Genomic DNA, 21500 nt, shown 5'->3' on the forward strand with positions numbered 1-21500 from the left:
ACCGGCATGACTGTCAGAGAACAGGGCCAGCGTTACCCGGACCGCAAGAAAGCCTCTATCAGCGAGAAGGTGCCGTTCGAAGAGCTGCAATGGTTCTTTGACTGCACAGTGGATAGCGCGGGGCCGGGTGAGGAAAACGTTGTGTGGGTTCAGCTGAGCTGCCCGGACAACTTCGAAGGCCTCTGGTTCACCGCTATCCCCGAGAACGGTGACAGAGTATTAATAACGGTCCTGTCTGTGATGCAGAACCGGTGGCGATGCGAAGTCGCAGTCAGCAGCACAGACGGCGGTGAGATCTACCGGATCCATCCCCGGGTCGATACTTAGCGACTTTGACCCCAATAGCTGAGCGCCCATCCGCACGGTACCCAACAAGGGATCCTCGCAGGCAACATACGTAAGCAACGAGACTCCCGGACAAGGCTGTCGTTTGGTCGACGGCTGTCCTGCCGGGAGTCTCGTCCTGTGTGGAGCAACGACATGCCCGCGTTGATCAGGCATATCAAGGGCTGCCTCGCCATGATGAAAATGGCTCAATGAGCTAGACGTGACGGTTCCCTGCTGCGAGGCGATCGTTTCGCTGGACGCTCTTCACTACGACTGGCCAGTCGGTTTCGCGCGATTCGAGGTGAGCGCCATGAATCCGACGCGCGCCAAGTACGAGCTTGATACGCAGGAACTCGCCGAGGTGTGCGCTGTTCTCGGCCATCCGGTGGCGCAGATCCTTGCCCACTACTAATCCCAGAGGCTGCTTCTCGGTCCAAGCTTGATCAGACACACTCTCATGCCGCGATGCGCGCGTTCCGCACCACTCCCGCAACGTCCGACTTTGCCGATGACAGTGCGGACCAACCGCCGGCTGCGTATTCGCGCGAGTGTCGATGAGAGGTGCCCCAACTGCGAGGGGGGTCGGTCCGCTATCGACGAGGCCGAGACTGAAACCGCAGCGTCAAAGACCGCAGATTATCAGCCAGGCCGTCAGCGCTGGGGTGTGCGCGTCAACTGCCTTCGACGGCAGTCCACAAGCACCGCAAGTGTCAGCAGTGCCAAGCATGCAACGAGAGCCACGATTCCGGTCATCGGGCCAAAGTCGTGGCTGAAGGGCGCATAGGGAAAGATCGTTATCCATAGAGCGGAGGCAAGGAGCAGCCTTGCCGCACCGGCCATCATCAGCCGCTTCTGGTGCTCGCCCCGCCGCTTGGCACGCCACCCGAGGGCCACCTGCCAGAGCGCGTAAACGCTCAAGACGGCATTCAATACTACGGAAACGACGAACATAGGATCATCAGCCACGTCAGCTCCCACGCCGCCCGGGTCCGCCCACGGGCGCCACGGTACGCGACGACCAACGCCTTCGCGGTCCCCGGCACCGCCGGACGACCGGCGGGTGCCTGCCAGGCATGGACAGCGGCGAAGGTACGCACGCGTTCGTCTCCCTCGAGGACGGCATAGAAGCCTTCGCGCTCTTTACCCGGCGGTGCACTGACCTGCCGCGATCCGCGCGCTACGCAGTTTCGGCAAGTCGGCGCCGTCAGCGCGCGGACATGCCGATGAGGCTGATCCTCAATCCTTGGCCGTGCCCTGGTAGTGCCGCTCGGCGAGTTGCTTCAGGTTTAGTAGCTGACGTCGAGCCATGATCAGGTCGCCGACGGACAGCCCGAGGGCGGCCCAGCGGGTGGTCCGCATGACGACCTTGAGCAGCAAGCGCGTGTCGTGCTCCTGGGGCACGAGGACGTAGGACATGAAGGCGCCCATGATGGTGCCCGTCAGCTGTTTCCCCGGATCGACCGAGACGATCCTGCCCAGCTCCCGCCCACCAGCAGTCGTGAATCTCTCTCCGACTTGCGGCTCGGGAAGGCCTACCAGCTCTCGAGGTGAACGGCGGCCAAGGTTGTCGATCCAGTCATAGGAGTATGGCGCAAGCCTCACCTGTGCAACCCACGGCCACACCATTTCGGCAGACGCCTCGACGCGCACACCCCGCCACGCCTGCAGCGCGGGTGAGACGACCAAGTCGTCGCACGGATAGCAGCGCAATATCTCGCTGTCGGTCACGCCCCACCGGTCACCGATCATGCATCCATCCTCCACCACAGGTCGAGAAAATAACGCACGCTCATCGGCACGACAGGACGCTTTGCGCCAGGCTGGCTGGCCACGGACGGTGATGGGTGTGCTGAGAGCGACGCGCCCTATCCGCGGCAGATCCGGATGCCGGGCGTGGGCCTATGTAGTCGACCATCGCTACCCTGATCATGGCAGGAGGTTCAGCGGCTCGCCATCCAGCGGTCAGCCGGAGGCGCAATGCAGATCAAGGGATGGGTCTTGCGCATAACTCTATCTAGGTAGACCATGGTGCCATGGTCCGCACCCGACATCCCTCCCCGCAGACCGCGGCCGTGCTCACCGCCCTCGCCGAGGCAGGTGAGGGCTGGAGCCACGGCTACGACCTGTGCCGCGCCCTCGACCTGAAGGCGGGCACCGTCTACCCGATCCTGATCCGCCTCGCCGAGCGCGGACACGTGGAGACCTCCTGGGAGACCGACCCGCCGCGCGGGCGGCCGGCCCGGCACCTATACCGGCTCAGCACCGCGGGCGCCGAACTCGCGCGCGCCGTCGCCGCGACGGCACGCGCCGGCGACGGCGCACCCGCCCCGGGCGCGGCCCGGCTCGCGCCCGGGACCATCTGACCTTCGGCCGCTCGACCCCCGACCCGCCCTGCCGTTCGGAGGCCCTCGATGCTCGCTTTCCTCTTCATCCTGGTGCTGCTCCTACCGGTGCCCCTGCTCGCGATCGTGGTGCTCGCGGCCCGGCTGCGTGACGCCGTACGCCGGGGCGGTGCGCGCACGCTCGCCGCCCGCGCCCGCGCCGCGTGGCGAGACGGCACCAGACGCCCGGTGTGGCCGGGACTGATCGCCGTCGCCGCAGCCGCCGCGCTGCTCACCGCCGGCCTGGAGCGCCTCTACCTCGCCACGGTCACCAACGGCCCGCGCTGGGGCTTCGACGTGGTGCTGCTGTCCATGATGCTCGGAGTGCTCGCGGCCCTCGGGTGCGCCGCGTTCGTCGGCGCGGCTGCAGCCGCCATGTCCCGCGCCCGCGGATTCGGAGCCGGCACCATCGCCGGGCTGCTCGCCCTCGCCGCCATCGTCGTCGGCACCGCGGCCGCGTACCTGCCGCTGCGCGCCGCCTATCTGGCCGAGCCCGGCATGTTCCCGGTCGTCGCGAACCTCGGCGACGGCGACCTGCTGATACCGTTCGACGTCCTCCTGGTCGCGCTGGCCTGGAACATGCCGTGGCCCGTCCTCGGAGCCGCGCTCGGCGCCCGCACTGCGGGCCGTCAGCACGCGGCACGCGACGTCTGGCAGATCCTGCTCGACCTGGCCACCGCCGACCTGCCCGACAACCGGTCCGCATGGGGTGCCGCGCTGCGGGCCGAGCTCGCGGCGATCGACCCGCCAGCCGAGCGCCGCAGGTTCGCCCTCGGCGGGGTGCGGGCCGCGCTGCGGTCCGCGCTGCCGCACGGCGCATGGCTGCTGGCCGCAGGGACGGCGGTCGTCGTGGCCGGTAGCACGTTGGCCGCCTCGCGCTGGTCGCTGGCGCACGACCGCGGCGGCATACTCGGCTTCTGGGTGTTCCTCCCGATGCCCCTACTGCTGGCCGTCGCGCTCACCACGGCCTGGCGGAACCGATCCTTCGGCGCCGGGCTGCGCACCGGAGCACTGGCCGGGCTCGCCGCCCTGGTCGCGGTGCTCGCCGTCAGCCTCCCCGAGGCCGTGGTCTGGGCGAACCAGCACGCCGGCTACCTGAGCACCGGCGACGCCGTGCCGCCGACGTGGCAAGCCGCGGTCCTCGACGTGCTGCGTCCAGAGTTCCTCCTCGGCATGATCTTCGAATGGACGGCGGGTACCGCTACCGGCGCGGCCCTCGGCACCGCGCTCGGAAGCCGGCGGCGAGTTATCGGTGATTAGGTCGAGTTGAGCGATGGCCACGTCGTGCCATGCGCCGTTTTTCCACCCAATTCGTCGGTGCACGCCGACCGGCCGGAATCCCAATGCTGCGTGCAATCCCATGCTGGCGTCGTTGGGCAGGGTCATCTTCGCCACCGCGATGCGGTAGCCGCGTTCGATCAGCCGAGGCAGGAGAGCCTGGTACAACGCGCGGCCAGCACCGGTGCGGCGACGCCCGGTCTCGAGGTAGACGCTGACTTCGCAGGACCAGCGATATGCCGGACGGACGGCGAACAGTCCAGCGTACGCGTACCCGATGATTTGGTCGTTGGCCTCGGCCACCAGCCAGGCGTACGAGCGGACGGCCGCCTCGATGCGTCGGGACATCTCGGACACAGTTGGCGGCTCGGTTTCAAAGGTGATGGCGGTGTTCAGCACGTACGGCCGGTAGATGGCCGCGCAGACGGTGGCATCGTCCTGGCCTCCGTCACGGATCGTCAGCGTCATGTTGATATAGTAGACGATGTGCTTACTATAGTGGCACCATGTCGGACCCCCTGACCGCGAACATCGCAGCCACCCTGCGTACCGCCCGAATCGACCGGGACCTGTCGGTCAACGCTCTCGCCGAGCGCTCCGGCGTCTCCCGGGCAATGATCGCGAAGATCGAGCGCGGCGATGTGCAACCGACCGCCGTGCTCCTGGGCCGCCTCACTGCGGCGCTCGGCCTCACCCTCTCCGAGCTGTTCGCCCGCACCGAGGGTGAGACTCCGCGGCTGGCACGGATCGCGGATCAGACTGTCTGGGTTGATCCGACGACCGGTTACCGGCGCCGCTCGGTGTCGCCGGCCGGCGGCTCGGTCCAGTTGGTCGAAGTCGAACTGCCGGCTGGCGCGGAAGTCTCTTACCCAGCCGAATCATTCGCGCTGGCGAATCACCAGATTTGGGTGCTGGAGGGCAGTCTGCGCTTCCGTGAAGGCGAAGTCGAGCACGACTTGAGTTCCGGCGACTGCCTCGAGCTCGGTGCGTCGACGCCCGGGACGTACTGGAACCCCACCGAACTGCCCTGCCGTTATCTGGTGGTGCTCAGCCGGCGTCGCTAGGTTGCAGTCTCGCCCACAATGCGCATTCGATTGCGGTCAAGAAAATTAGGTGCACTCTTCTAATGGGTTCCGTCAGCCTGCTGGTGCAGGATGGCTCCGGTAGCGGCTGGCGGGTCAGCACTCCACTCTTCAGGCCTTCGAGGCCTTGCGGCAGACCGTGCGCCCGCTGGTCGTGAGGAGGCTGGACAGCTGATGGGATGACGTGCCCCGGGTTTGCGGTGAGCACTTGGCCATTAGATCGCTGGGGTCTCTTCCGCGCTGCCATGGACGATGTGGTCCATAGAGGAGGAGAGGCGTGATGCTGTTCCTGGGAGACGACTGGGCCGAGGACCACCACGACGTCGAACTCGTTGACGGCAACGGTGGCAAGCTGGTCCGTAAACGGCTACCCGAAGGCCTCGAAGGTGTCACCCGGCTGCACGCTTTGATCGCCGAGCACATGCCGGCCGACTGGGCCGATCTCGACCCGGCCGAGGCAGCAGCCCAGGTGCGGATCGGGATCGAGACCGACCGTGGCCCGTGGGTGCAGGCGCTGCTCGCGGCCGGCTATCAGGTGTATGCGATCAACCCGATGTCGGTCGCTCGCTATCGGGAGCGGCATTCCACCTCGGGGGCGAAGTCCGACGCCGGCGACGCGCACGTGCTGGCCGAGATCGTGCGTTTGGATCACGCCCATCACCGTCCGGTTGCCGGCGACAGCGCCGAGGCGGAGGCCATGAAACTGGTGGCCCGCACTCATCAGACGTTGATCTGGGACCGGTCGCGGCAGATGCTGCGGCTGCGCAGCGCGTTACGCGAGTTCTTCCCCGCCGCCCTGGACGCCTTCGACGACCTGACCGCGCCCGACGTTTTGGAGCTGCTCGGCCGCGCGCCGGACCCGACTCGCGCCGCCCGGCTGTCACGATCACAGATCGCCGCCGCGTTGCGGCGGGCGAACCGCCGCAACATCGACACGAAAGCCGCCGACTTGCAGCAGCGGCTGCGCGCCGGGCAGCTGCGCCAACCGGACGCGGTTCAGGCCGCTTACGCGGCCATCGTGACTGCCCAGGTTCGGCTGATCCCGCTCTCAACGCCGAGGTCGAGCAGCTCGGGCAGGTGGTGGCCGACCATTTTGGCCGGCACCGGGACGCTGACCACTACCTGAGCCAGCCCGGCCTCGGGGTGGTCCTCGGCGCCCGGATCCTCGGCGAGTTCGGCGACGACCCGCACCGCTTCACCGACGCAAAGGCCCGCAAGAACTACGCCGGCACGTCCCCGATCACCCGGGCCTCCGGCACTCGCAAAGTCGTCTTGGCGCGCTACGCCCGCAACCGAAGACTCAGCGACGCCGTCCACCAATGGGCGTTCTGCTCGCTGAAAGGCTCACCCGGCGCCCGCGCCTACTACGACACTCTCCGCGCCCGCGGCACCGGTCACCAAGCCGCCCTGCGACAACTCGGCAATCGCCTCGTCGGCATCCTGCACGGCTGCCTCAAGACCGGCACCGCCTACAACGAGACAACGGCCTGGGCCCATCTCCACCCCAGTTCTTGACAACGAAAAACATGGGATGTCTGCCGCATACTGCGCGTCGCCGGTCGGCCGTAACGTCGGGCCGTAGCGAGCCCAGCCTGCGTGAGCGTCCGGGTGTGCCGCTTGAGTGTGCCGGTCTGTCGAGTTGAGTGCGCCGGAGGCTCGTACCCGTGCGTGACGGCATAGCTGGCGGCTACCGCCGCTGCCACGACCAGTAGGGTCGGCGGCATGTTCAGTGATCAACTCAGGACGCCGAATGATGACGCCACCTGCCCGGCGGCGGGTCCTCAGGCGTAGGAGAAGCAGCATGGCTTGGGAGATCATTACGGTGTGTCTCGATCCGGTGGACCGCCGCGAGATCCACGTAGCCCTGGCCGCGGCGATGCGGCCGTACGACCGGGATACCCCGCAGGACCCGGACGCTGAGTGGGGTGGGCGGTGGGACCGCTACCGGATCTGTTCGTCCGCGAGGATCCCCGTCGTGCGCGGGTACGAGGACGATCTGCGGCTAGTGCGCGGCGACTCGTCCGAGGACGCGGGCCCGGGTTACTGCGACGGTGGGCCGCGGGCGCTGCTCGACCTGGGGGCTGTCCGCACTGCGGCCGCCGAGGCGGCCGGTCGGGAGTGGGACGAGTGGCAGCAGCTGGCGGCCGCCTTTCCACCGGCGCGCCCCCTTGTTCAGTTCGTTGAGAGGTCGGCGGAGGCCCAGGACTACTTCGGGCGCGAGGCATGGCAGGCCTATCACTCGCAACCGCTCCTCGCGGCCGTGGCGAACAGATACGGCTTTACCACCGCGCCGTTTCAGCGGATCCGTAACTGGGGTGACGATCCCGTCGTCTCGTTCGGCCTGGCTCGGGTCGATTTCATGGCTCTGCGCGCTCGCGAGGCGCTGGCGACCAACGGCCTGCTGACGCGCTCAGGTGAGTGGCTCGACCCCGATCTAATGGCCCCCAGCGTACCGGGCCTCGCTGGCCAGCTCGACAACCTGCGACTTCGCCGTGACTACCTGCACTTCACGGACCTCTATCTGATGGAGCTGCCACCCGACGCGGTGCTACTGCACGTGCACATCCACTGCTGACCCAGGACGAACGTCAGCCGCTGTGCCGCTTACCGGGCGTCACGCAGCGTCACGATCGTCGATGAAGACGGCGCTCGGTCTTGCCGATGAGCGGATGCCTCGGTGCCCGCGCAGGGTGCGATGATCAACGCGGCGATAACCGGATCAGCGGAGACAGCACGCAGGGGGTATGCGCATGAATCGGCCGTGGCCATTTCAAGGGATCGTGATGCAGGACGCCTACGAGGCGGCCCAGGATCTGCTGGATCGGGTGGTGCGTCCGCAATGCGGTATCGACGTCGTCATCTGCTCTTGTCAGGAATTCCCGACCGCTTGGGTTTTCGGCTACAACACACGAGGGTTCTTGCAGGACATGGAGCTTCCGGCGTCTCTCATCGGTAACGGCCCGGTCGTCGTGCCCAAGTCGGGCGAGCCGCCATATCTCGGCGCCTCTGGCAGCCCCATCGAGGACCAGATCCAGCCCTGACACGGCGGGGAGACTGCCGATGTGGACTGACCGCGCGCCGGTACGACGCCTCGCCGTTCCGGAGCGGGCGTACGGATTTGCCGCCCTGCGTGCGCGCCGGTCGTCGGTGCGTTGCCACGGTCGGTGACCCCAGATGCCGCGGCACACGCTCCTGCGCCGATGGCGATCGCCGACTCCTACTCGCCAGCCGAGTGCCAGGCGCGTTCGAACTCGTCTCGGCCGATCAGGTACGCGCTCCAGTCCTCCTCCGGGTCATCAAGGCTGACCTGACCCAGACCTCCATACTGGTCTTCCTCATGATCGGGCCCGTAGCGGAGTACAGGGCCAGCGTCGTATGCCTCCACTTGGCGGACAGGCCAGCCGCCGTCATCGACCTCGAAGTACCAGACGGAGTGTCCCCAACCGTCGAACTCGTCGCCTCGGCAGTCATCCCAACGACGGCGAAAGTACGGCTCGGCATGACGAAAGCGTACGGCGGCTCCGGCACGCTGATCTGCCGCGATGTGCGCGGTCCCGCCGATGCGCGTGATTGACCGGCGCCAGAAGGCGTGGTGCGGCGACCGCTGCGGATCGCCGCCGCAGGCAACACCACGCTGTCGGCTAGCGTGAGGCAATGACGAGCGCCAATCAGGATCGGTGGGCGCAGTGGATACTGCAGCGCCGGGACGCGGGTGATCCGGGCGTCCGGGCGCACGGGGCATCGCTGCTGGCGGCTTATCGCGACGGGGTGCTGGACCGTGCCGCAGTCGCGGCAGGGGATGTGCTGCTCGACGTGGGCACCGGCAACGGCCTGCTTGGCTTCGCCGCGCTGGACCGGGTGGGCCCGGGCGGGCAGGTCATCTTCAGCGACATCTCCACGGATCTACTCGACGAGTGCCGACTCCGGGCGGCCGCGGGCGGCCTACTGGACCGCTCCCGGTTCGTGCACGCCTCCGCCGACGACCTGCGCGGGGTTCAGGATCAGTCGGTGGACATCGTGACGACCCGGTCGGTGCTCATCTACGTCGAGCGCAAGCAGGCCGCGTTCGCCGAGTTCTTCCGAGTGCTGCGCCCGAGCGGGCGGCTGTCCATCTTCGAGCCGATCAACAGCTTCGGCGTAACCGAGGCAGGCCCCATTCTGTTCGGGTTGGACATGACGCCTATCGCCGACTTGGCGGCGAAGCTACGCCGGGCGTACGAGAGCGTCCCGCAGGCCGAGAACCCGATGCTCAACTTCGACGAGCGCGACCTGCTGCGGTGGGCGCGCGGCGCCGGCTTTGCTTCGGTAGAGCTGGACTACCGGGCAGAGGTCGAGGTGCCGTACCCGTTGCCGACCACCGATTGGGAGGTGCTGAAGAAGACGGCACCCAACCCGCTGGCCCCCACGTATGAGGAGGCGTTGGCGCAAATGCTCACCGATCAGGAGCGCCACCGCTTTGAACACCATGTGCGCGCTGTCTTGGCGGCCGGCACACTCGCCCACAACACACTCGCCACCACGTTCCTCCGCGCCATCCGCCCCTGACGTGTTTAGGGACCGGCCAGCAGTGACGCGGCTCCTCCCCGCTGCGTCGAGCCGGGCCACAGGCATCCGCATCTGGCTGCTGACAGCGCGTCCGAGACGAGACGACCGGACCTGCCGATGAGCGGATGCTCCTCTACATCATGAGCGAAAGCTTGGCGGCCGATCGTTGAGGATCCGCTGGAACAGATAGGAATCCTGCCATCTACCGTTGATGTGCAAGTACTTGGGCGCCGTCCCCCACTGTTCGAACCCGTTCCTGGCCAGCACGCGCTGCGAGGCGACATTCAACGGGCTCGTACTTGCTTGGATCCGGTGCAGACCGAGCTCCTGGTCGGCGATCTGGCAAAGCGCTGCGACAGCCGCGCTCGCCAGGCCACGTCCGACCTCAGCGGGTTCCACCCAGTACCCCAAATTTGCACTACAGAAAGGACCAAGCACGATCGTGTTGAGCGTTGCACACCCCAACACACGACCATCTCGCAGCATCGCGCAGGCCAGTAGCCTGTCCTCCTTCATCTGCTGCACCATCTCGTCGAGCCGACACTGCTGGCCGGCAAGCGTCCAGAACGAGTCAGGTCGCACCGGGTCGAAGGGACGCAGATGCTCACGACTGCGGATGTACGCGTCGAGCAGTGCAGGCGCGTCGCCGACGTCCAGTGGACGCAGTAGGACGCCTCCCGGAAGCGAGGCGGAACCGGTCATCGTGACAGCGTAGCGGCGGCCACACTAACGGCAGCGGAGGATCCCCTGCCGACCGTGGCCGGCGTCCTCTTCTGCCGCGCGGAGGGTCTTGGCGCTGACTGTGACTGGTGACGCACCGTGAGGTATGCCTACCTCTCCCGCTTCCGGTCCCGGTGTCGTCTCTCCTGATCGTGTGGTTCTCCGTGCGGCGGTTGCCGGCTACCTCGGTCGGTACCGCGGTGACACGCGGTTGCACACAGAGTCCGACCTGCGTGTCTTCCTGACCTGGTGCACTGGCCAGGAGCTGCAGCCACTGTCGACCACACCCGCAGACATCGAGCGGTACGTGCGCTGGCTCCAGGACGAGCGCCGCCCCCAGCCCTCGACCGTCTCCCGCCGCCTATCGGTGGTGATCGGCTTCTACCGCGTGTGCGTCATCGACGCCCTCCCTGCCGCACTCACCGGCCGACTAGGTCCGCCGACCGGTAGTACCACCCGAATCACCCACCCTCGGCCTTGGCCACCTCCAGTTCGAAGCCCTGATCACCACCGCACGGCAGTCGAGCAACCCGAACGACTTCGCCCTGATCGCCATGCTCGGCCTCCTCGGGTTGCGGATCTTCGAAGCCTGCGGCGCCACCATCCGCGACATCGGCGAGGAACACGGCCACCGCGTCCTGCGTGTGCGCGCCGAGGGCGGCAAGGTCGTCCTCGTCCCGCTGCCACCAGCGGTGGCCAGGGCCGTGGACCGTGCGGTCGACGGCCGCCTCGATGGTCCGATCCTGCGCAACACTCTGGGCGCCCGGATGGACCGGCACGCCGCGACCCGCCGGCTCAAGCATCTCGCTGCCAGCGCCGGAATCCGGATGCCGAGGATGCACCCGCACATGCTGCGCCACACCTTCGTCACCACCATGCCCGACGCCGGCGTGAGCCTACGCGACGTGCAGATCGCGGCCCGTCACGCCGATCCGCGTACGACCATGCGCTACGACCGCGCCCGCAAGAACCTCAACCGACACCCCAACTACATCCTCGCCGCCTACATGGCCTCCGGAAGGTAGCGAGCACAACGAGCGGATCTGCCGATGAGCGCGCGCGCCGTATCGTGTTGGCCATGATCGAGACCGCTGTGCCGAGGACGCGCAACCGGAGAGGCACGGCCGCACTCATGCTTGCGTGCATGAGTCTGCTTCTGTCGCTGATCGCGTGCGGTGTGGCGGGGCTGTCCGTCGGCAGCAATGGCATAGACCTGCTCCCGGTACAGTCCAGGCCGGAGGTCGCCAGCGCGGCCCAGGTGGAAGCCGTCGCTCACGTGACCCTGCCGCCCGGCAGCGTGCTGCTCACCGCCGCGTACAGCAACGGCCTGGAAACCCAGCTCTCGGCGAAGTTCCGCATGCCCCGCACCGAACTCGACGCCTTCGTCGCCACGGCGAAGTTCACGACGGCTCTCGCACCGGGGCTTCGGGCAGTCGACGCCAAACACAACGTCGGTGGCGGCAACCTGTGGGACCCCGAAACCGCCAAGACCATCTCCGGCCTCGACGAGGAGCAACCCACTGCAGACGGCACACGCCGAGCGCTCCTGGTCAACCTCGACGCACCCGATGCAGTCACCGTGTACCTGTACGCCAGCCGCGGATGAACCCCACAGGCATCCACTTCTGCCGCCGACCGCGCGCCACCAGCCGCTACCGACCGACTCTGCCAATGAGGGGGCGGCTCGGCCGAGCTAGGGCCACGGCCGAGCTCGGCGGGTCACGGTCTGGTCGAGTTTGTCAGGGCCGGTTGTGCACGAACCACGCATCACCGGCGGGCAAGGCAACGGCGACCTCCCACCGGCTCAGGTCGAGGTTCGGGGCGAGCGCCTTGAGCTGGCCGGCCGCGGTCCACGCCTCGTCACCCGGTGCCGGGCGACGACCCACCTGGAACTGCAGCATGGTGCCCCACGACGCGACCAGGCGGGCGTCCCACCGGTGACGCCACTGCGCCAACACCTCGGCGAGCGTCCGCTGGTACTCCCGGCTGAGCGCACCGTAGAAGTCCACCCAGTACCCCGAGCTGCGGACGTCGCTGGTGGGCAGCAACATGAGCAGGACGCTGTCAGGCGTGTACCAGTAGTCGGTCTGAGTCACGAACCGCACGCTGCCAAGCACCCGGGCGTACAGGTCGGCGTCGGCGAGCAGCCGATCGTACAGCGCCCGCTCCAGCGCCTGGCGCGAAGTCGGCAGCGCCACATCCGACACCAGGGCCGTCAGGTCCAGGTCGACGCCGGCCATGCCACGCGCGTAGTACTCGACCTCGCCCTCGTCGACCTCGTCGTCCTCGCTGTAGTGGCGGTAGGCCAGCCAGGGTTCGGAAGACTCGGCCGCCTCGGCGAACGCGCGCAGCTCCGACTCCGACGGACCCGGCTCGGGCTCGGGCCGGATCCTCAGCGCGTCGTCGAAGTCGTCGGTGACCATGAGGGGCCGGCGTCCGATGACCGGCACCAGTGCGTCGGCAGCCTGCCAGGCCTCGTGCAGGCGATTGGGGTCGATGTCGGCGACGAGGACAGTGCCCGACGGGCCGTGCCCGATCGGCAGGCCGGCCAGTGGCGTGCCGACGAACGCCGCTTCGATCTGGTCGAGGTCGTTTCGCACGGTGAAAGTGTCTCGCATCATCGACGCGACGCGGCGTGGAGGTGGGTCCAGGTGCACATCAGGATCCGGCGAGCAACGCATGCAGCATCGCCCAGGTCTGGTCGAGAGGTTCCTCGCCGTGACCGGATGGCTGTCACCGCCCTGATGCCACCCGCAGAACCCACCTTGACCAGACCCTGACCCGTGAAGCTCGGTAATTCTCCGACATACCAACCAGCCGGCGAACGACTGGATTGCAGCGCACACATCTGCCGCCGAGCGGTCATGCCGAATTTGTGATCCGGGCACGTAGTGTGCGGATCTCTATTTCGTCAGCGACTGGCCTGAGTGATGCCGCTGCTGCCGACCGCCGTTGCGTCGCATATATAGAGATTATTCGATCAATTTGATCCACCGGGTACGTGTGGTCGAGAATCGACGCCGTGGAAGACGTGGATTTCTCTCAGGACTGGGTCCCATTGCTGGGCCAACTTGACCGGCATGTGTCTTCTGGGCGGCTTTCGCCGGACACGGCGGCGTTGTCCGATCTGATGAGCATCTATCAGGTGCCGGGGGTCAGCATCGCCGTCGGGCACGTGAGCGGGCGGGTGTGGGCGGCGGGGTATGGCGTCACGGGTGGCGAGACGTCGACGCCGGTGACCGCGGGCACCGCGTTTGCGGCCTGTTCGATCAGTAAGCATGTCGCCGCGTTCGGCGCATTGCTACTGGTCCAAAACGGTGTCCTGGATCTGGACACCGACATCGGCGTGTACCTCACCTCGTGGCAACTACTCGACCGCGAGGGTCAGCAACCGGGAGTTACGTTACGACAATTGCTGGCGCACACGGCGGGTTTGTCCGACACCTGGTACCGCGGCTATGCCGCAGATCGCGCCCCGTCGCTGTTGCAGGTCCTGGAAGGCAGCGCCTCGACGACTACTCCACCGGTTCGGTCGACCCTGTTGCCGGGTAGCCGTTTCCGGTACTCGGGCAGCCACTACTCCGTGCTCCAGCAGCTGATGGTGGACGCGACCGGAACCCCGTTCGAGGACCTCATGCAAACTCTGGTGCTGGAACCGGTGGCCATGGCCGACAGCAGCTTCGACCAGCAGTTTCCGCACCAGCGACCGCATCTGGTGGCTCGTGGCCATCACGGTGGCGGCACCGGGATTCCCGGCGGTTGGCGAGTGCAACCGGAGACGGCCGCAGGTGGACTGTGGAGCACCCCGACCGACCTGCTCCGGCTCGACCTCGAGATCGCCCGGGCGGCCTCGGGAGACTCGAAGCTGCTCGACCGGGACCTGGCCACCGAGATGTGGACACCGCAGATTCCTGGCGGCATCTACGGGCTCGGCACTGAGGTCGACGACCGCGCCGGGCGCCGGCGTTTCGGACACACCGGGTTGAACGTTGGCTATACCTGCTTTTCCTACGTGTGGCCCGACAGCGGCACCGCGGTCGCTGCGATGACTAACTCTGAGGATGGATGGGAGCTGCTGGCCAGCATCCGCGCCGCCGCGGACCGTCGGTACGCCACCAGTATCACAGCCGCGCCGCTTAGTGACGTGACGGGCCGCTACGTCTTACACGACGACTACCCAGTCGACATCGCGGTCACCAACGGTCAACTGACCTTCTCCGCCGCTGCCCAGCAACCGGTTGTACTACTGGCAGACCCAGACGGTCGCTACCTACACCCAGGACTCGATCTGGAAGTCCGGTTCCTACAGACCAACGACCAGCCTTACATCTTGGAACTGCGGCAGGAAGGAGTCACGCAAACCGCGACACCATCAACCAAGCAACCAGAATAGCCGAGTATTCACCTGTGAGCTTGCGGCGGCAGACGATGTGCTGGCCTCTGTTCGTATACGAGTCGCGGATCAACCTCGATCCGTTGCGCTGCCATGCGTGACTGCTGCGAGGCCTTACTGTAATGCACCCTGCGGAATGTGCTATTGCCGCCGTATAGCGCACTCTCATGCCGCGATGCGCGCGTTCGACCATGCTCTCGAAACGTCCGACTCTGCTGAAAAGGGTGCGTTGCTCAATCGATGGAGCCGTCGGGTTCGGGCCTCATGTCTTCCCAGGTGGTGAGGCAGAAGGGGTGGCCGGCGGGGTCGGCATATACGTAGCACTGGCCGCTGTTGGGCTGGAACGCGTACTTTGTTGCGCCTGCCGTCAGCACGCGCTCTTCGGCGACCGCTCGGTCGTCCACATAGAAGTCCAGATGCATCATGATCGGCGACGTGGGGTCAGGCCATGTCGGTGGTGTGTAGTCGGGCACCGTCTGGAAGTCCATGCGGCCGTTCGGGCAAACGACCGTGGCCCAGTGCTCGCCTAGGTTCGTCACCGTCCCGCCGGTGATCTCGGCGTAGAACGCGGCCAAGCGGCCCGCGTCGGGGCAGTCGAGCGTGACTGAGGCAAGCCGGATCGAGTCGGACATCTCGTCTCCTTGTTGATGAGGACCGGCTTCCGGCGAGGGGCCAGGTGAAAAGCGGCGTGGCTGGATACGCTTCGGCGCCGTGGCTCTCCGTGTGTGGCTGATACGGCCGCCGCATAGATGACGAACACCCCGCTACGAATCGGACAGCTTCGTCCGAGCCGAATCGTCCGACGGGAAGACTACTTGGTGTCGCGGAGCTGGTGGGTCTGTCACCTCCGCACGCTCATGCCGCCGACCGGACGTCACGTTGCGGGACGAGGCACGGTGAGGTCGAACGCACGGTCGTGCCGATGTGAGGTCAGTAGTCGAGGTAGATCGGGGCTTCGGCAATGCCGTCGTACACCGTGGCGACCTGCAGTTCGGGGTCATTCAAGAGATGAGCTTCACCCCGGTATACCGCGATGACCTTTTCCCCGCCCCGCCACCAGGTGTCCGACACGCCGGCGACTTCCGGGAACGGGTTCCAGGTTTGACAGATCCAGTCGCTCAACAGCTGCGCCCCGCACCTTGGTGATCTCGGAGGCCCAATGACCAGCCCGGTACACCAACGCCAGGGACTCGACCCAGCCGGCGACGGACTCGTGCAGCACTGCCCTGCGGCGACTGTCCTCGATGCCGAACTCCCCACGAGGACCGATGAAAATCCGTAAGGCATTGAGAACCGCTGGTCACCCGCGTCGAACCACCAGTCACCCGTAGAGTCCATCTCGGGCATGTCGCTACGGAACATCTTCGGGCCACCTTCATAGTGTGGCGCTGGAGGTAGCAACAGGCCGCCCCACAGGCTTCGAACGCTGCCATCCGGTCGACAACGGCGGCCGGGATGCCGTGGTTGAGCCAGTGGTCGCGGATGTCGCTGCTCATCTCGCTGTAGAGGCGGTGTCCGTCGCCGTGGACGAAGCTTCGCGCACGCCTGGTCAACGCAGCCGTTATGGGTTTTCTCCTCAACAACTCGATCATCGGGGCATGCGCATTCTGCCGGTTGGTCGCTCCGCTCTGCCAGGACTTTCTCGTGGAAAACCGTGGCGGTCAGCATCCTCATCTGCCGCGGTGCGCGCGTCACCAGCAGGGCGGCATGTCGGGCTCTGCGGTGCTCGGACGTCGGGGAACTCGCGCGGGCGCACAATGGGTTGCCCTGGTCTCACGGCACTTGCGAACGCGGTTTGCGTGGTCAGGGCCGGCGTTCGGGGTCGAATCGGTCGGCGAGTTCCGCCAGCGCTGCGGACCGGCACTGCTCACGCTCGGCGGTCGCCTCGTCGGATTGGTGCCGTCGCGCGGCGGCTGGCGAGCGCGGCCTGGGTGGCCATCATGCGCAGCCGCGGCCCAAGCCGGCCAAGCGCCTCGTCCGGCTGCGCGCCACGCGACAGGCAGTCGCACAACCTCCACGTCCTCGTTGTCCAGTGCCCGCGAGACCACGCACGTATTGATCCGTGCGCCTTGGTGGAGGAGGTCCCTGGCAAGGTCGAGGTCGACGGCATGTGCGGCGACCTGCAGGGAGTTCTCGACCGGGACGCGTCTCTCGAGCAGCCACTGTACGACGGCGTTGGCCCGGTGGAGCAGGGCCACGTCGATCGCGGTCAGCCCGTTGCGGACCTCCTCGGTCGGATCACATCCCAGCGCCACCAACCGCGCGAGCAGCGCCACGTCGTCGTTGGCTGCCGCCCGGTCCAGTGCGAGACGCCCGAGCCGGCGCTGGGTGACCAGCGTGCCCGGGTCGAGGGCGCGGCGCCAGTCAAGCACGGTTGCCCGCACAAGTCGGCGTAGTTTCGCCGCAGCGGACCGGGCGTGCGGGTCGCCGCTGTTTCCCCAGGGGTCCTGCTCCAGCACCAGTTGACCGAACAGCGCGCCCAGATCGTCGGCGAGCCGCCCGGCCCGGTCGCCCGCCCGCAGCTCCCAGCCGGGTGGTAATCCCTGCCGCCAGCACACGACGGCGCCGTGGTCCGGACCGGCGGCGGTGTGCACGTAGACACGTTCGAGATACTCGAAGCCGCCGATCGGCAGGTGAACGAGCGGGCCGGACCAGTCCGGCTGATGTTCCTCGGCCAGTCCGCACTCGTGCTCGATCCAGCCCCACAGGTCGTGGTAGTCACCGCTGTCCGGATAGAACAGCTCCGTGAACGACACCGGGACGTCCTGGCCGTCGAGGTCGGCGCGCAGGTCATAGTCGAGTCGCCCGCCGAAGGCGGTACGCCACAACGCGACGAGCGGATCAGGAAGCCCCGGCGCAGCGCTCCGCCACCGCCGCGAGTGTCGCCTCATCGATCGGCGGCTGCGCGTCCAGGATGAGCCGTCCAGCGAACAGGGCGATCCCGGCCTCGCCGAGAAGCCGCAGTTCGCGGTTGGACAATGGTTCGAGAAGGACATCGCCGGGTGCGGTGATCACCGGCGCAGTCTAGAGAGCTAGGCGCGCTACTGATGAGCCACCAGAGGCCAGCAGCAGGCACCTCGGGCTGGTGTCGTTCATACTCGGCGCAGCGCAGTGCTACCGTCCTCACCCCGGCCCTTGTGCCACACTCATCTGCCGTGAGTCGCGCCAAGAGCATCGTCGCTCGTTGAGTCGAACCAGGACCTGCGCAGGCTCAAGGTCATACCCCGGTGCCGGACCGTTCGCTCCAGTTGACGCCTACCAGGGGCGCCATGGAACTCGAGTCCAGGCTGCGCGCTGCGAATACCGGTCCGGCAGCCAGCCTCATTCGCCGCCGCGCTGGTGACCATCCTCGCGTCGCCTGGGACCGGACGGGTGTCAGTCCTCGAAGATCCGCCAGCAGGCGTCCCGTGCCGCGGCCAGCTGCTCCGGCTCGAGGCCAGCGAACAGCCAGGCGTACCGGTCCGCCGGGGCCCGTACCGCGCTGCTCTGGATGCCGGAGAGCGGCTCGGCCACCATCGGCCCGCCCTTGACGAGCGTCAGCCCGGTTTCGAAGACGGGTACGAGTTCTGTTTCCACCGCACCCCGCATGTGTTCACGGAGATCTGCGGCGTAGAGGTGGCCGTCCTCGTCGGGGACCAGGGTCAGGCCGGCTGGCCGGGGGCGCCGCGCGGAGGCCAGGAGGTTCGCGACCATCGTCAAGCAGGTGTGCCGGACAATGGTCAGCTGCCCGGCGTCGAGTCGACCGAGTACCGGCGCGAAGCGGGTTGCGAGCACGACCGGGTTCGGGCGCCGGTCGACCGGGTCTGGCCGGGCGCTGACCAGCTGCTCCAGCGCGTGGGCGGCGGTGGCGAAGGCGGCCACCGCCTCGTAGCCAGGAACGAGCTCGGGAGGTAGCAGGAACTCGGCCACCTCGCGGGCGGCGGCCGGCCCGGACGGGACCGGCCGGATGTCCGGCGCCTCATCCGCGTCCACGGCGACGGCCGGCGGCCCGGCGTGCGGCTGCCAGACCACGCTGACGTACCAATACAGCGGCGAGCGGGTCGACCGTGGCCAGGACTGGTACAGCGTGACGCTGCCCCCGGCCCCGTCCCGCCACAGCGTGTACCGGACCGTGCCGCTCATGACGTTCCCGACGGTGAGTAGCCGTGGGACCGCACCGAACGTGCAGCCGTACGCGCGCAGCCGCTCGAGATACCCGGTGAATGGTCCGGTCGACCGGCGCCACGCCGCGTGCTCAGCGGTGCCATCCCGGGAGCGCTCGGCGAGGACGAGGGTGGCCTCCTCCGGCACCGGGAAACCGTCGGGGAAGCCGGGTGGCAACACTCGTCCGTCCAGTTCGGTCAGCGGCTGCATGTCGGTGTACAGGTCGGCGTTCGGGTCGTACTCGAACGGAGCCTCCGGCTGCCGCTTGGGTTCCAGGCGCCCGTCGACCCCCGCGCTGGCCAACTCGTCGAGGACGATCCGGACGACCAGAGCCGCGTACCGGATCTCGTCCTTCATGTCTAGGTGCAGGACGGGTACGCCGTCGTCGTCGAGCACCGCGCACCAGTTCGGCAGACTCATCTCCGGCTCGTCCGGGTGGCGGATCTCGTAGATCTCCGCCGCCGCAGCCTCCAGCGCGGCACGGGCCGCAGCCGGGTCGGTCGCGTCGTACACGGCGAGCGCGGTACCGGAAGGGTTGTCGGCGACGTACGCGACGAGCGCCGGTTCATCGGGATGCGGCACGCCGATGATGCTGCCACGGGGACGCCGGGCGAGGCTACCCGGCCATCGCCGGCGCGAGAGATCCGCTCATGGCCGGGCTGCGGTCGTACCGCCAGTTGATAAGTAGCCGCTGGTTATGCCTAGCAGACGCGGCCGGGGTCTGTGATGAGGAGCGGATTGGGGCCAGCGCAAGAGCTTGGGCTGCCCAGCTTCGGGCAGCCCAACCTCTCTTCGGCCTCGCGTTAAAGGCGACGCGAAATGGTCAACCCCTTCTCCGTCAGCCGCGGCGGCTGAGCTGCACTCTGTGCTCCTCGTAATCAATGCTGCACTCGATCGGGCCGCAGGCGACGGCGAATGTCACCGACGCGCCCTTGCCGCCGGTGAACTTGCTCCCGAAGAACGGGTAGACATCGACCGACCAAGGATGGTCCGAGCCGTCACAGGTCACGTCCATCCCGCCGGAGCCGACCACCTCGCCGCGCCCGACTTGCTGGTGCAGCTCGACGTCGAGAAACGCGAACTCGACGACGCCGCTGCAGTTGATCGTGCCGTGCACCGAGGCGGCGCCGGTGCGCGAGTTGAAGCCCGCCGTGGGGTCGACCGTGACGTCGATAGTGGGCGGCGGCGGGGCCACGTCGACTGTCATGACCAGCGTTCCCCCGTTGCCACTGCCGTCGCTCTGGTCATCGATGACCAGGAGATGGTAGGTAGTGCCTGCGGTGGTCGGGAAGGCGACGGTGCCCGGTCCACATGCGGCGATCTCGAACGCCCCCGGCGTGCCGGTCACGACGAGGACCCCGGCCGCGTAGGACGACTTGGAGACGTCCACGACAAGGGCGCCGTCGGCCGCCGGCGTCGTCGAGTACCACACGCTGGCGTCGGTTGCCGGTGCGCCACAGTCCGCGTTCGCGTTGGCGTCGTCCGCGTCGGTGGTCGCCCCGCTCGTGTCAGCCGTCGTGGCGAATGGCACCGAGCCGATTGCGATCGCGCCGCCGAACGTGTCGTTTTCCGGCGCGGCGGCCTGCGCCGGACTTGCCCCAAACAGGACCATGCCGGCGGCGAGCAGCATCGCCGCGGTCAGCCGGGTGGATTTCCTGATTCGCACGGGATCCCCTTTCGTGCGTGCGGGCGCTTTCCGGGTGCCCGCTATGGCCTGCGCGGTGCAGGCGCATGTGACAATAGACACACGCGAACAAGCGTGCTGCCCCGAATCGGTGTGCTGCATCCATAGATCGCAGAGTGTCGAATATCCGATCGAACAACTGCTGTCCAACCCAGCCGGACAGCCACTATCAGGCGCCGCAGTGGGGAGCCGGACAGATCGCCTTCATGGTGTCGGTCAGGGATGCGCCGCCGAGTGGACGGCGAGGTAGCCCAGCAGATCAAGGACACTGGGCCCGGTCGGGCGAGCCTGCCCCTACATCCGGACGTGCCGCTGTCCGCGCGTGCATCCCGAGTCCAGTGCGTCCCCGGTCGACGCCGAGATCTAGGCTCGGGCCATGGGTGCGGTACTCCGTCAAAGTGGCCTGATACTCGAGGTTCCCGAGGCGGAAGCGGCAGTGGGACGCCACCGTGACGTGCTCGACGCCAGCGCCCGGCTAGGGGTCCCCGCCCACGTCACCGTGCTGTTCCCGTTCGTGCCTCCAGCTCAGATCGACCTGGTGGTCGTAGCTGAGCTTCGGCGGATCTTCGCCGGCACCGCGGCGTTCGACTTTCGACTGACCCGCACCGCATGGTTCGGCGACGAGGTTCTGTGGCTCGCGCCGGAGGATCCCCAGCCCTTCCGGATCCTCACAGAGCTCGTGCACACAGCCTTCCCGGATTTCCCGCCCTTCGAGGGGCAGTTTGACGACGTCGTGCCTCACCTGACAGTGGCTCATGGCTGCGACTCGGAGGACATGCAAGCTGCAGAACGGGCCCTCGAACAGCATCTGCCCATCCTGGGACGTGCCCGGAAGATGACGCTCATGGCTCAGGCCGATGACAGCGGCACTTGGACCAGACAGACCACGTTTCCGTTGGCTGAGCCGGACAGGAGTTGAACGCCCTCTCTTGCCGCTGGTCGCGCGG

General features: G+C 67.3%; 23 protein-coding genes and 2 pseudogenes. 14 read left to right on the forward strand and 11 right to left on the reverse strand.

Annotation, left to right across the window (positions count from 1 at the left end):
- Positions 1-6 precede the first annotated feature (6 nt).
- Together ACTWO6_RS09815 and ACTWO6_RS09820 are read left to right on the forward strand one after the other, a co-directional pair.
- Positions 7-327, forward strand: coding sequence for a hypothetical protein (locus ACTWO6_RS09815; RefSeq protein WP_446219329.1), 321 nt, complete (start codon positions 7-9; stop codon positions 325-327).
- Positions 328-547: 220 nt separating this feature from the next.
- Positions 548-739, forward strand: coding sequence for a hypothetical protein (locus ACTWO6_RS09820; protein WP_446219330.1), 192 nt, complete (start codon positions 548-550; stop codon positions 737-739).
- 239 nt (positions 740-978) lie between these two features.
- Here the strand turns inward: ACTWO6_RS09820 and ACTWO6_RS09825 are convergent, their stop codons facing one another.
- Both ACTWO6_RS09825 and ACTWO6_RS09830 read right to left on the reverse strand, forming a co-directional pair.
- Positions 979-1293, reverse strand: coding sequence for a hypothetical protein (locus ACTWO6_RS09825; protein WP_446219331.1), 315 nt, complete (start codon positions 1291-1293; stop codon positions 979-981).
- A 270-nt stretch (positions 1294-1563) separates the two neighbouring features.
- Positions 1564-2076, reverse strand: coding sequence for a polyketide cyclase (locus tag ACTWO6_RS09830; protein WP_446219332.1), 513 nt, complete (start codon positions 2074-2076; stop codon positions 1564-1566).
- Between the two features lie 284 nt (positions 2077-2360).
- On the opposite strand from ACTWO6_RS09830, the gene ACTWO6_RS09835 reads away from it, so the two are divergent.
- Together ACTWO6_RS09835 and ACTWO6_RS09840 are read left to right on the forward strand one after the other, a co-directional pair.
- Positions 2361-2690, forward strand: coding sequence for a PadR family transcriptional regulator (locus ACTWO6_RS09835; protein WP_446219333.1), 330 nt, complete (start codon positions 2361-2363; stop codon positions 2688-2690).
- 48 nt (positions 2691-2738) lie between these two features.
- Positions 2739-3968 carry a hypothetical protein gene (locus ACTWO6_RS09840; RefSeq protein WP_446219334.1) on the forward strand — a complete coding sequence of 410 codons (1230 nt, stop codon included), beginning with the start codon at positions 2739-2741 and terminating at the stop codon, positions 3966-3968.
- Positions 3969-4046: 78 nt separating this feature from the next.
- Here the strand turns inward: ACTWO6_RS09840 and ACTWO6_RS09845 are convergent.
- Positions 4047-4454 (reverse strand): annotated as a pseudogene (locus ACTWO6_RS09845) (N-acetyltransferase family protein); the annotation flags it as partial.
- A gap of 38 nt (positions 4455-4492) precedes the next feature.
- Between ACTWO6_RS09845 and ACTWO6_RS09850 the strand changes: the two are divergent.
- The 6 genes and pseudogenes from ACTWO6_RS09850 (at position 4493) to ACTWO6_RS09875 (ending at position 9613) form a co-directional block, all read left to right on the forward strand.
- Positions 4493-5050 (forward strand): helix-turn-helix domain-containing protein, encoded by a 558-nt coding sequence (locus ACTWO6_RS09850; RefSeq protein WP_446219335.1) that lies wholly within the window; start codon positions 4493-4495, stop codon positions 5048-5050.
- Positions 5051-5348: 298 nt separating this feature from the next.
- Positions 5349-6583, forward strand: a pseudogene (locus ACTWO6_RS09855) (IS110 family transposase).
- 286 nt (positions 6584-6869) lie between these two features.
- Complete coding sequence (locus tag ACTWO6_RS09860; protein ID WP_446219336.1) at positions 6870-7643, forward strand: hypothetical protein; 774 nt, start codon at positions 6870-6872, stop codon at positions 7641-7643.
- A 208-nt stretch (positions 7644-7851) separates the two neighbouring features.
- Entirely contained in the window at positions 7852-8109 is a 258-nt protein-coding gene (locus ACTWO6_RS09865; RefSeq protein WP_446219337.1) for a YrhB domain-containing protein, read from the forward strand.
- Positions 8110-8300: 191 nt separating this feature from the next.
- Positions 8301-8642 (forward strand): hypothetical protein, encoded by a 342-nt coding sequence (locus ACTWO6_RS09870; protein ID WP_446219338.1) that lies wholly within the window; start codon positions 8301-8303, stop codon positions 8640-8642.
- Between the two features lie 80 nt (positions 8643-8722).
- A complete protein-coding gene (locus tag ACTWO6_RS09875; RefSeq protein WP_446219339.1) occupies positions 8723-9613 on the forward strand; it encodes a methyltransferase domain-containing protein in 891 nt (296 codons plus the stop codon).
- Positions 9614-9751: 138 nt separating this feature from the next.
- Here ACTWO6_RS09875 and ACTWO6_RS09880 read toward each other — a convergent pair whose 3' ends face one another.
- On the reverse strand, positions 9752-10315 hold the full coding sequence (locus ACTWO6_RS09880) for a GNAT family N-acetyltransferase (protein WP_446219340.1): 564 nt from the start codon (positions 10313-10315) through the stop codon (positions 9752-9754).
- A gap of 566 nt (positions 10316-10881) precedes the next feature.
- Here ACTWO6_RS09880 and ACTWO6_RS09885 point away from each other — a divergent pair.
- Both ACTWO6_RS09885 and ACTWO6_RS09890 read left to right on the forward strand, forming a co-directional pair.
- Complete coding sequence (locus ACTWO6_RS09885; RefSeq protein WP_446220610.1) at positions 10882-11358, forward strand: tyrosine-type recombinase/integrase; 477 nt, start codon at positions 10882-10884, stop codon at positions 11356-11358.
- 119 nt (positions 11359-11477) lie between these two features.
- Entirely contained in the window at positions 11478-11939 is a 462-nt protein-coding gene (locus ACTWO6_RS09890) for a hypothetical protein (RefSeq protein ID WP_446219341.1), read from the forward strand.
- 133 nt (positions 11940-12072) lie between these two features.
- Here ACTWO6_RS09890 and ACTWO6_RS09895 read toward each other — a convergent pair whose 3' ends face one another.
- Complete coding sequence (locus ACTWO6_RS09895; protein WP_446219342.1) at positions 12073-12933, reverse strand: DUF4253 domain-containing protein; 861 nt, start codon at positions 12931-12933, stop codon at positions 12073-12075.
- Between the two features lie 422 nt (positions 12934-13355).
- Between ACTWO6_RS09895 and ACTWO6_RS09900 the strand changes: the two genes are divergently transcribed.
- Positions 13356-14726, forward strand: a complete 1371-nt coding sequence (locus ACTWO6_RS09900; protein WP_446219343.1) for a serine hydrolase domain-containing protein — start codon at positions 13356-13358, stop codon at positions 14724-14726.
- A 233-nt stretch (positions 14727-14959) separates the two neighbouring features.
- Here ACTWO6_RS09900 and ACTWO6_RS09905 read toward each other — a convergent pair whose 3' ends face one another.
- The 6 genes from ACTWO6_RS09905 to ACTWO6_RS09930 form a co-directional block, all read right to left on the reverse strand.
- Complete coding sequence (locus ACTWO6_RS09905) at positions 14960-15358, reverse strand: VOC family protein (protein WP_446219344.1); 399 nt, start codon at positions 15356-15358, stop codon at positions 14960-14962.
- A 298-nt stretch (positions 15359-15656) separates the two neighbouring features.
- Positions 15657-15848 (reverse strand): hypothetical protein, encoded by a 192-nt coding sequence (locus ACTWO6_RS09910; protein ID WP_446219345.1) that lies wholly within the window; start codon positions 15846-15848, stop codon positions 15657-15659.
- A gap of 569 nt (positions 15849-16417) precedes the next feature.
- A complete protein-coding gene (locus tag ACTWO6_RS09915; protein WP_446219346.1) occupies positions 16418-17554 on the reverse strand; it encodes a hypothetical protein in 1137 nt (378 codons plus the stop codon).
- 13 nt (positions 17555-17567) lie between these two features.
- Complete coding sequence (locus ACTWO6_RS09920) at positions 17568-17741, reverse strand: hypothetical protein (protein WP_446219347.1); 174 nt, start codon at positions 17739-17741, stop codon at positions 17568-17570.
- A gap of 360 nt (positions 17742-18101) precedes the next feature.
- Positions 18102-19451 (reverse strand): hypothetical protein, encoded by a 1350-nt coding sequence (locus ACTWO6_RS09925; protein ID WP_446219348.1) that lies wholly within the window; start codon positions 19449-19451, stop codon positions 18102-18104.
- A gap of 256 nt (positions 19452-19707) precedes the next feature.
- A complete protein-coding gene (locus ACTWO6_RS09930) occupies positions 19708-20535 on the reverse strand; it encodes a hypothetical protein (RefSeq protein ID WP_446219349.1) in 828 nt (275 codons plus the stop codon).
- A gap of 394 nt (positions 20536-20929) precedes the next feature.
- Between ACTWO6_RS09930 and ACTWO6_RS09935 the strand changes: the two genes are divergently transcribed.
- Positions 20930-21472 carry a 2'-5' RNA ligase family protein gene (locus ACTWO6_RS09935; protein WP_446219350.1) on the forward strand — a complete coding sequence of 181 codons (543 nt, stop codon included), beginning with the start codon at positions 20930-20932 and terminating at the stop codon, positions 21470-21472.
- The last annotated feature ends 28 nt before the right edge of the window (positions 21473-21500 follow it).

It is taken from the genome of Micromonospora sp. IBHARD004 (assembly GCF_052814115.1).

Bases quoted from the DNA above. Each gene is read 5' to 3' on its own strand.
- ACTWO6_RS09835 (WP_446219333.1), top strand. From the start codon at position 2,361: ATGGTCCGCACCCGACATCCCTCCCCGCAGACCGCGGCCGTGCTCACC.
- ACTWO6_RS09850 (WP_446219335.1), top strand. From the start codon at position 4,493: ATGTCGGACCCCCTGACCGCGAACATCGCAGCCACCCTGCGTACCGCC.
- ACTWO6_RS09815 (WP_446219329.1), top strand. From the start codon at position 7: ATGACTGTCAGAGAACAGGGCCAGCGTTACCCGGACCGCAAGAAAGCC.
- ACTWO6_RS09935 (WP_446219350.1), top strand. From the start codon at position 20,930: ATGGGTGCGGTACTCCGTCAAAGTGGCCTGATACTCGAGGTTCCCGAG.
- ACTWO6_RS09890 (WP_446219341.1), top strand. From the start codon at position 11,478: ATGAGTCTGCTTCTGTCGCTGATCGCGTGCGGTGTGGCGGGGCTGTCC.
- ACTWO6_RS09865 (WP_446219337.1), top strand. From the start codon at position 7,852: ATGCAGGACGCCTACGAGGCGGCCCAGGATCTGCTGGATCGGGTGGTG.
- ACTWO6_RS09860 (WP_446219336.1), top strand. From the start codon at position 6,870: ATGGCTTGGGAGATCATTACGGTGTGTCTCGATCCGGTGGACCGCCGC.
- ACTWO6_RS09875 (WP_446219339.1), top strand. From the start codon at position 8,723: ATGACGAGCGCCAATCAGGATCGGTGGGCGCAGTGGATACTGCAGCGC.
- ACTWO6_RS09840 (WP_446219334.1), top strand. From the start codon at position 2,739: ATGCTCGCTTTCCTCTTCATCCTGGTGCTGCTCCTACCGGTGCCCCTG.
- ACTWO6_RS09880 (WP_446219340.1), bottom strand. From the start codon at position 10,315: ATGACCGGTTCCGCCTCGCTTCCGGGAGGCGTCCTACTGCGTCCACTG.
- ACTWO6_RS09905 (WP_446219344.1), bottom strand. From the start codon at position 15,358: ATGTCCGACTCGATCCGGCTTGCCTCAGTCACGCTCGACTGCCCCGAC.
- ACTWO6_RS09830 (WP_446219332.1), bottom strand. From the start codon at position 2,076: ATGATCGGTGACCGGTGGGGCGTGACCGACAGCGAGATATTGCGCTGC.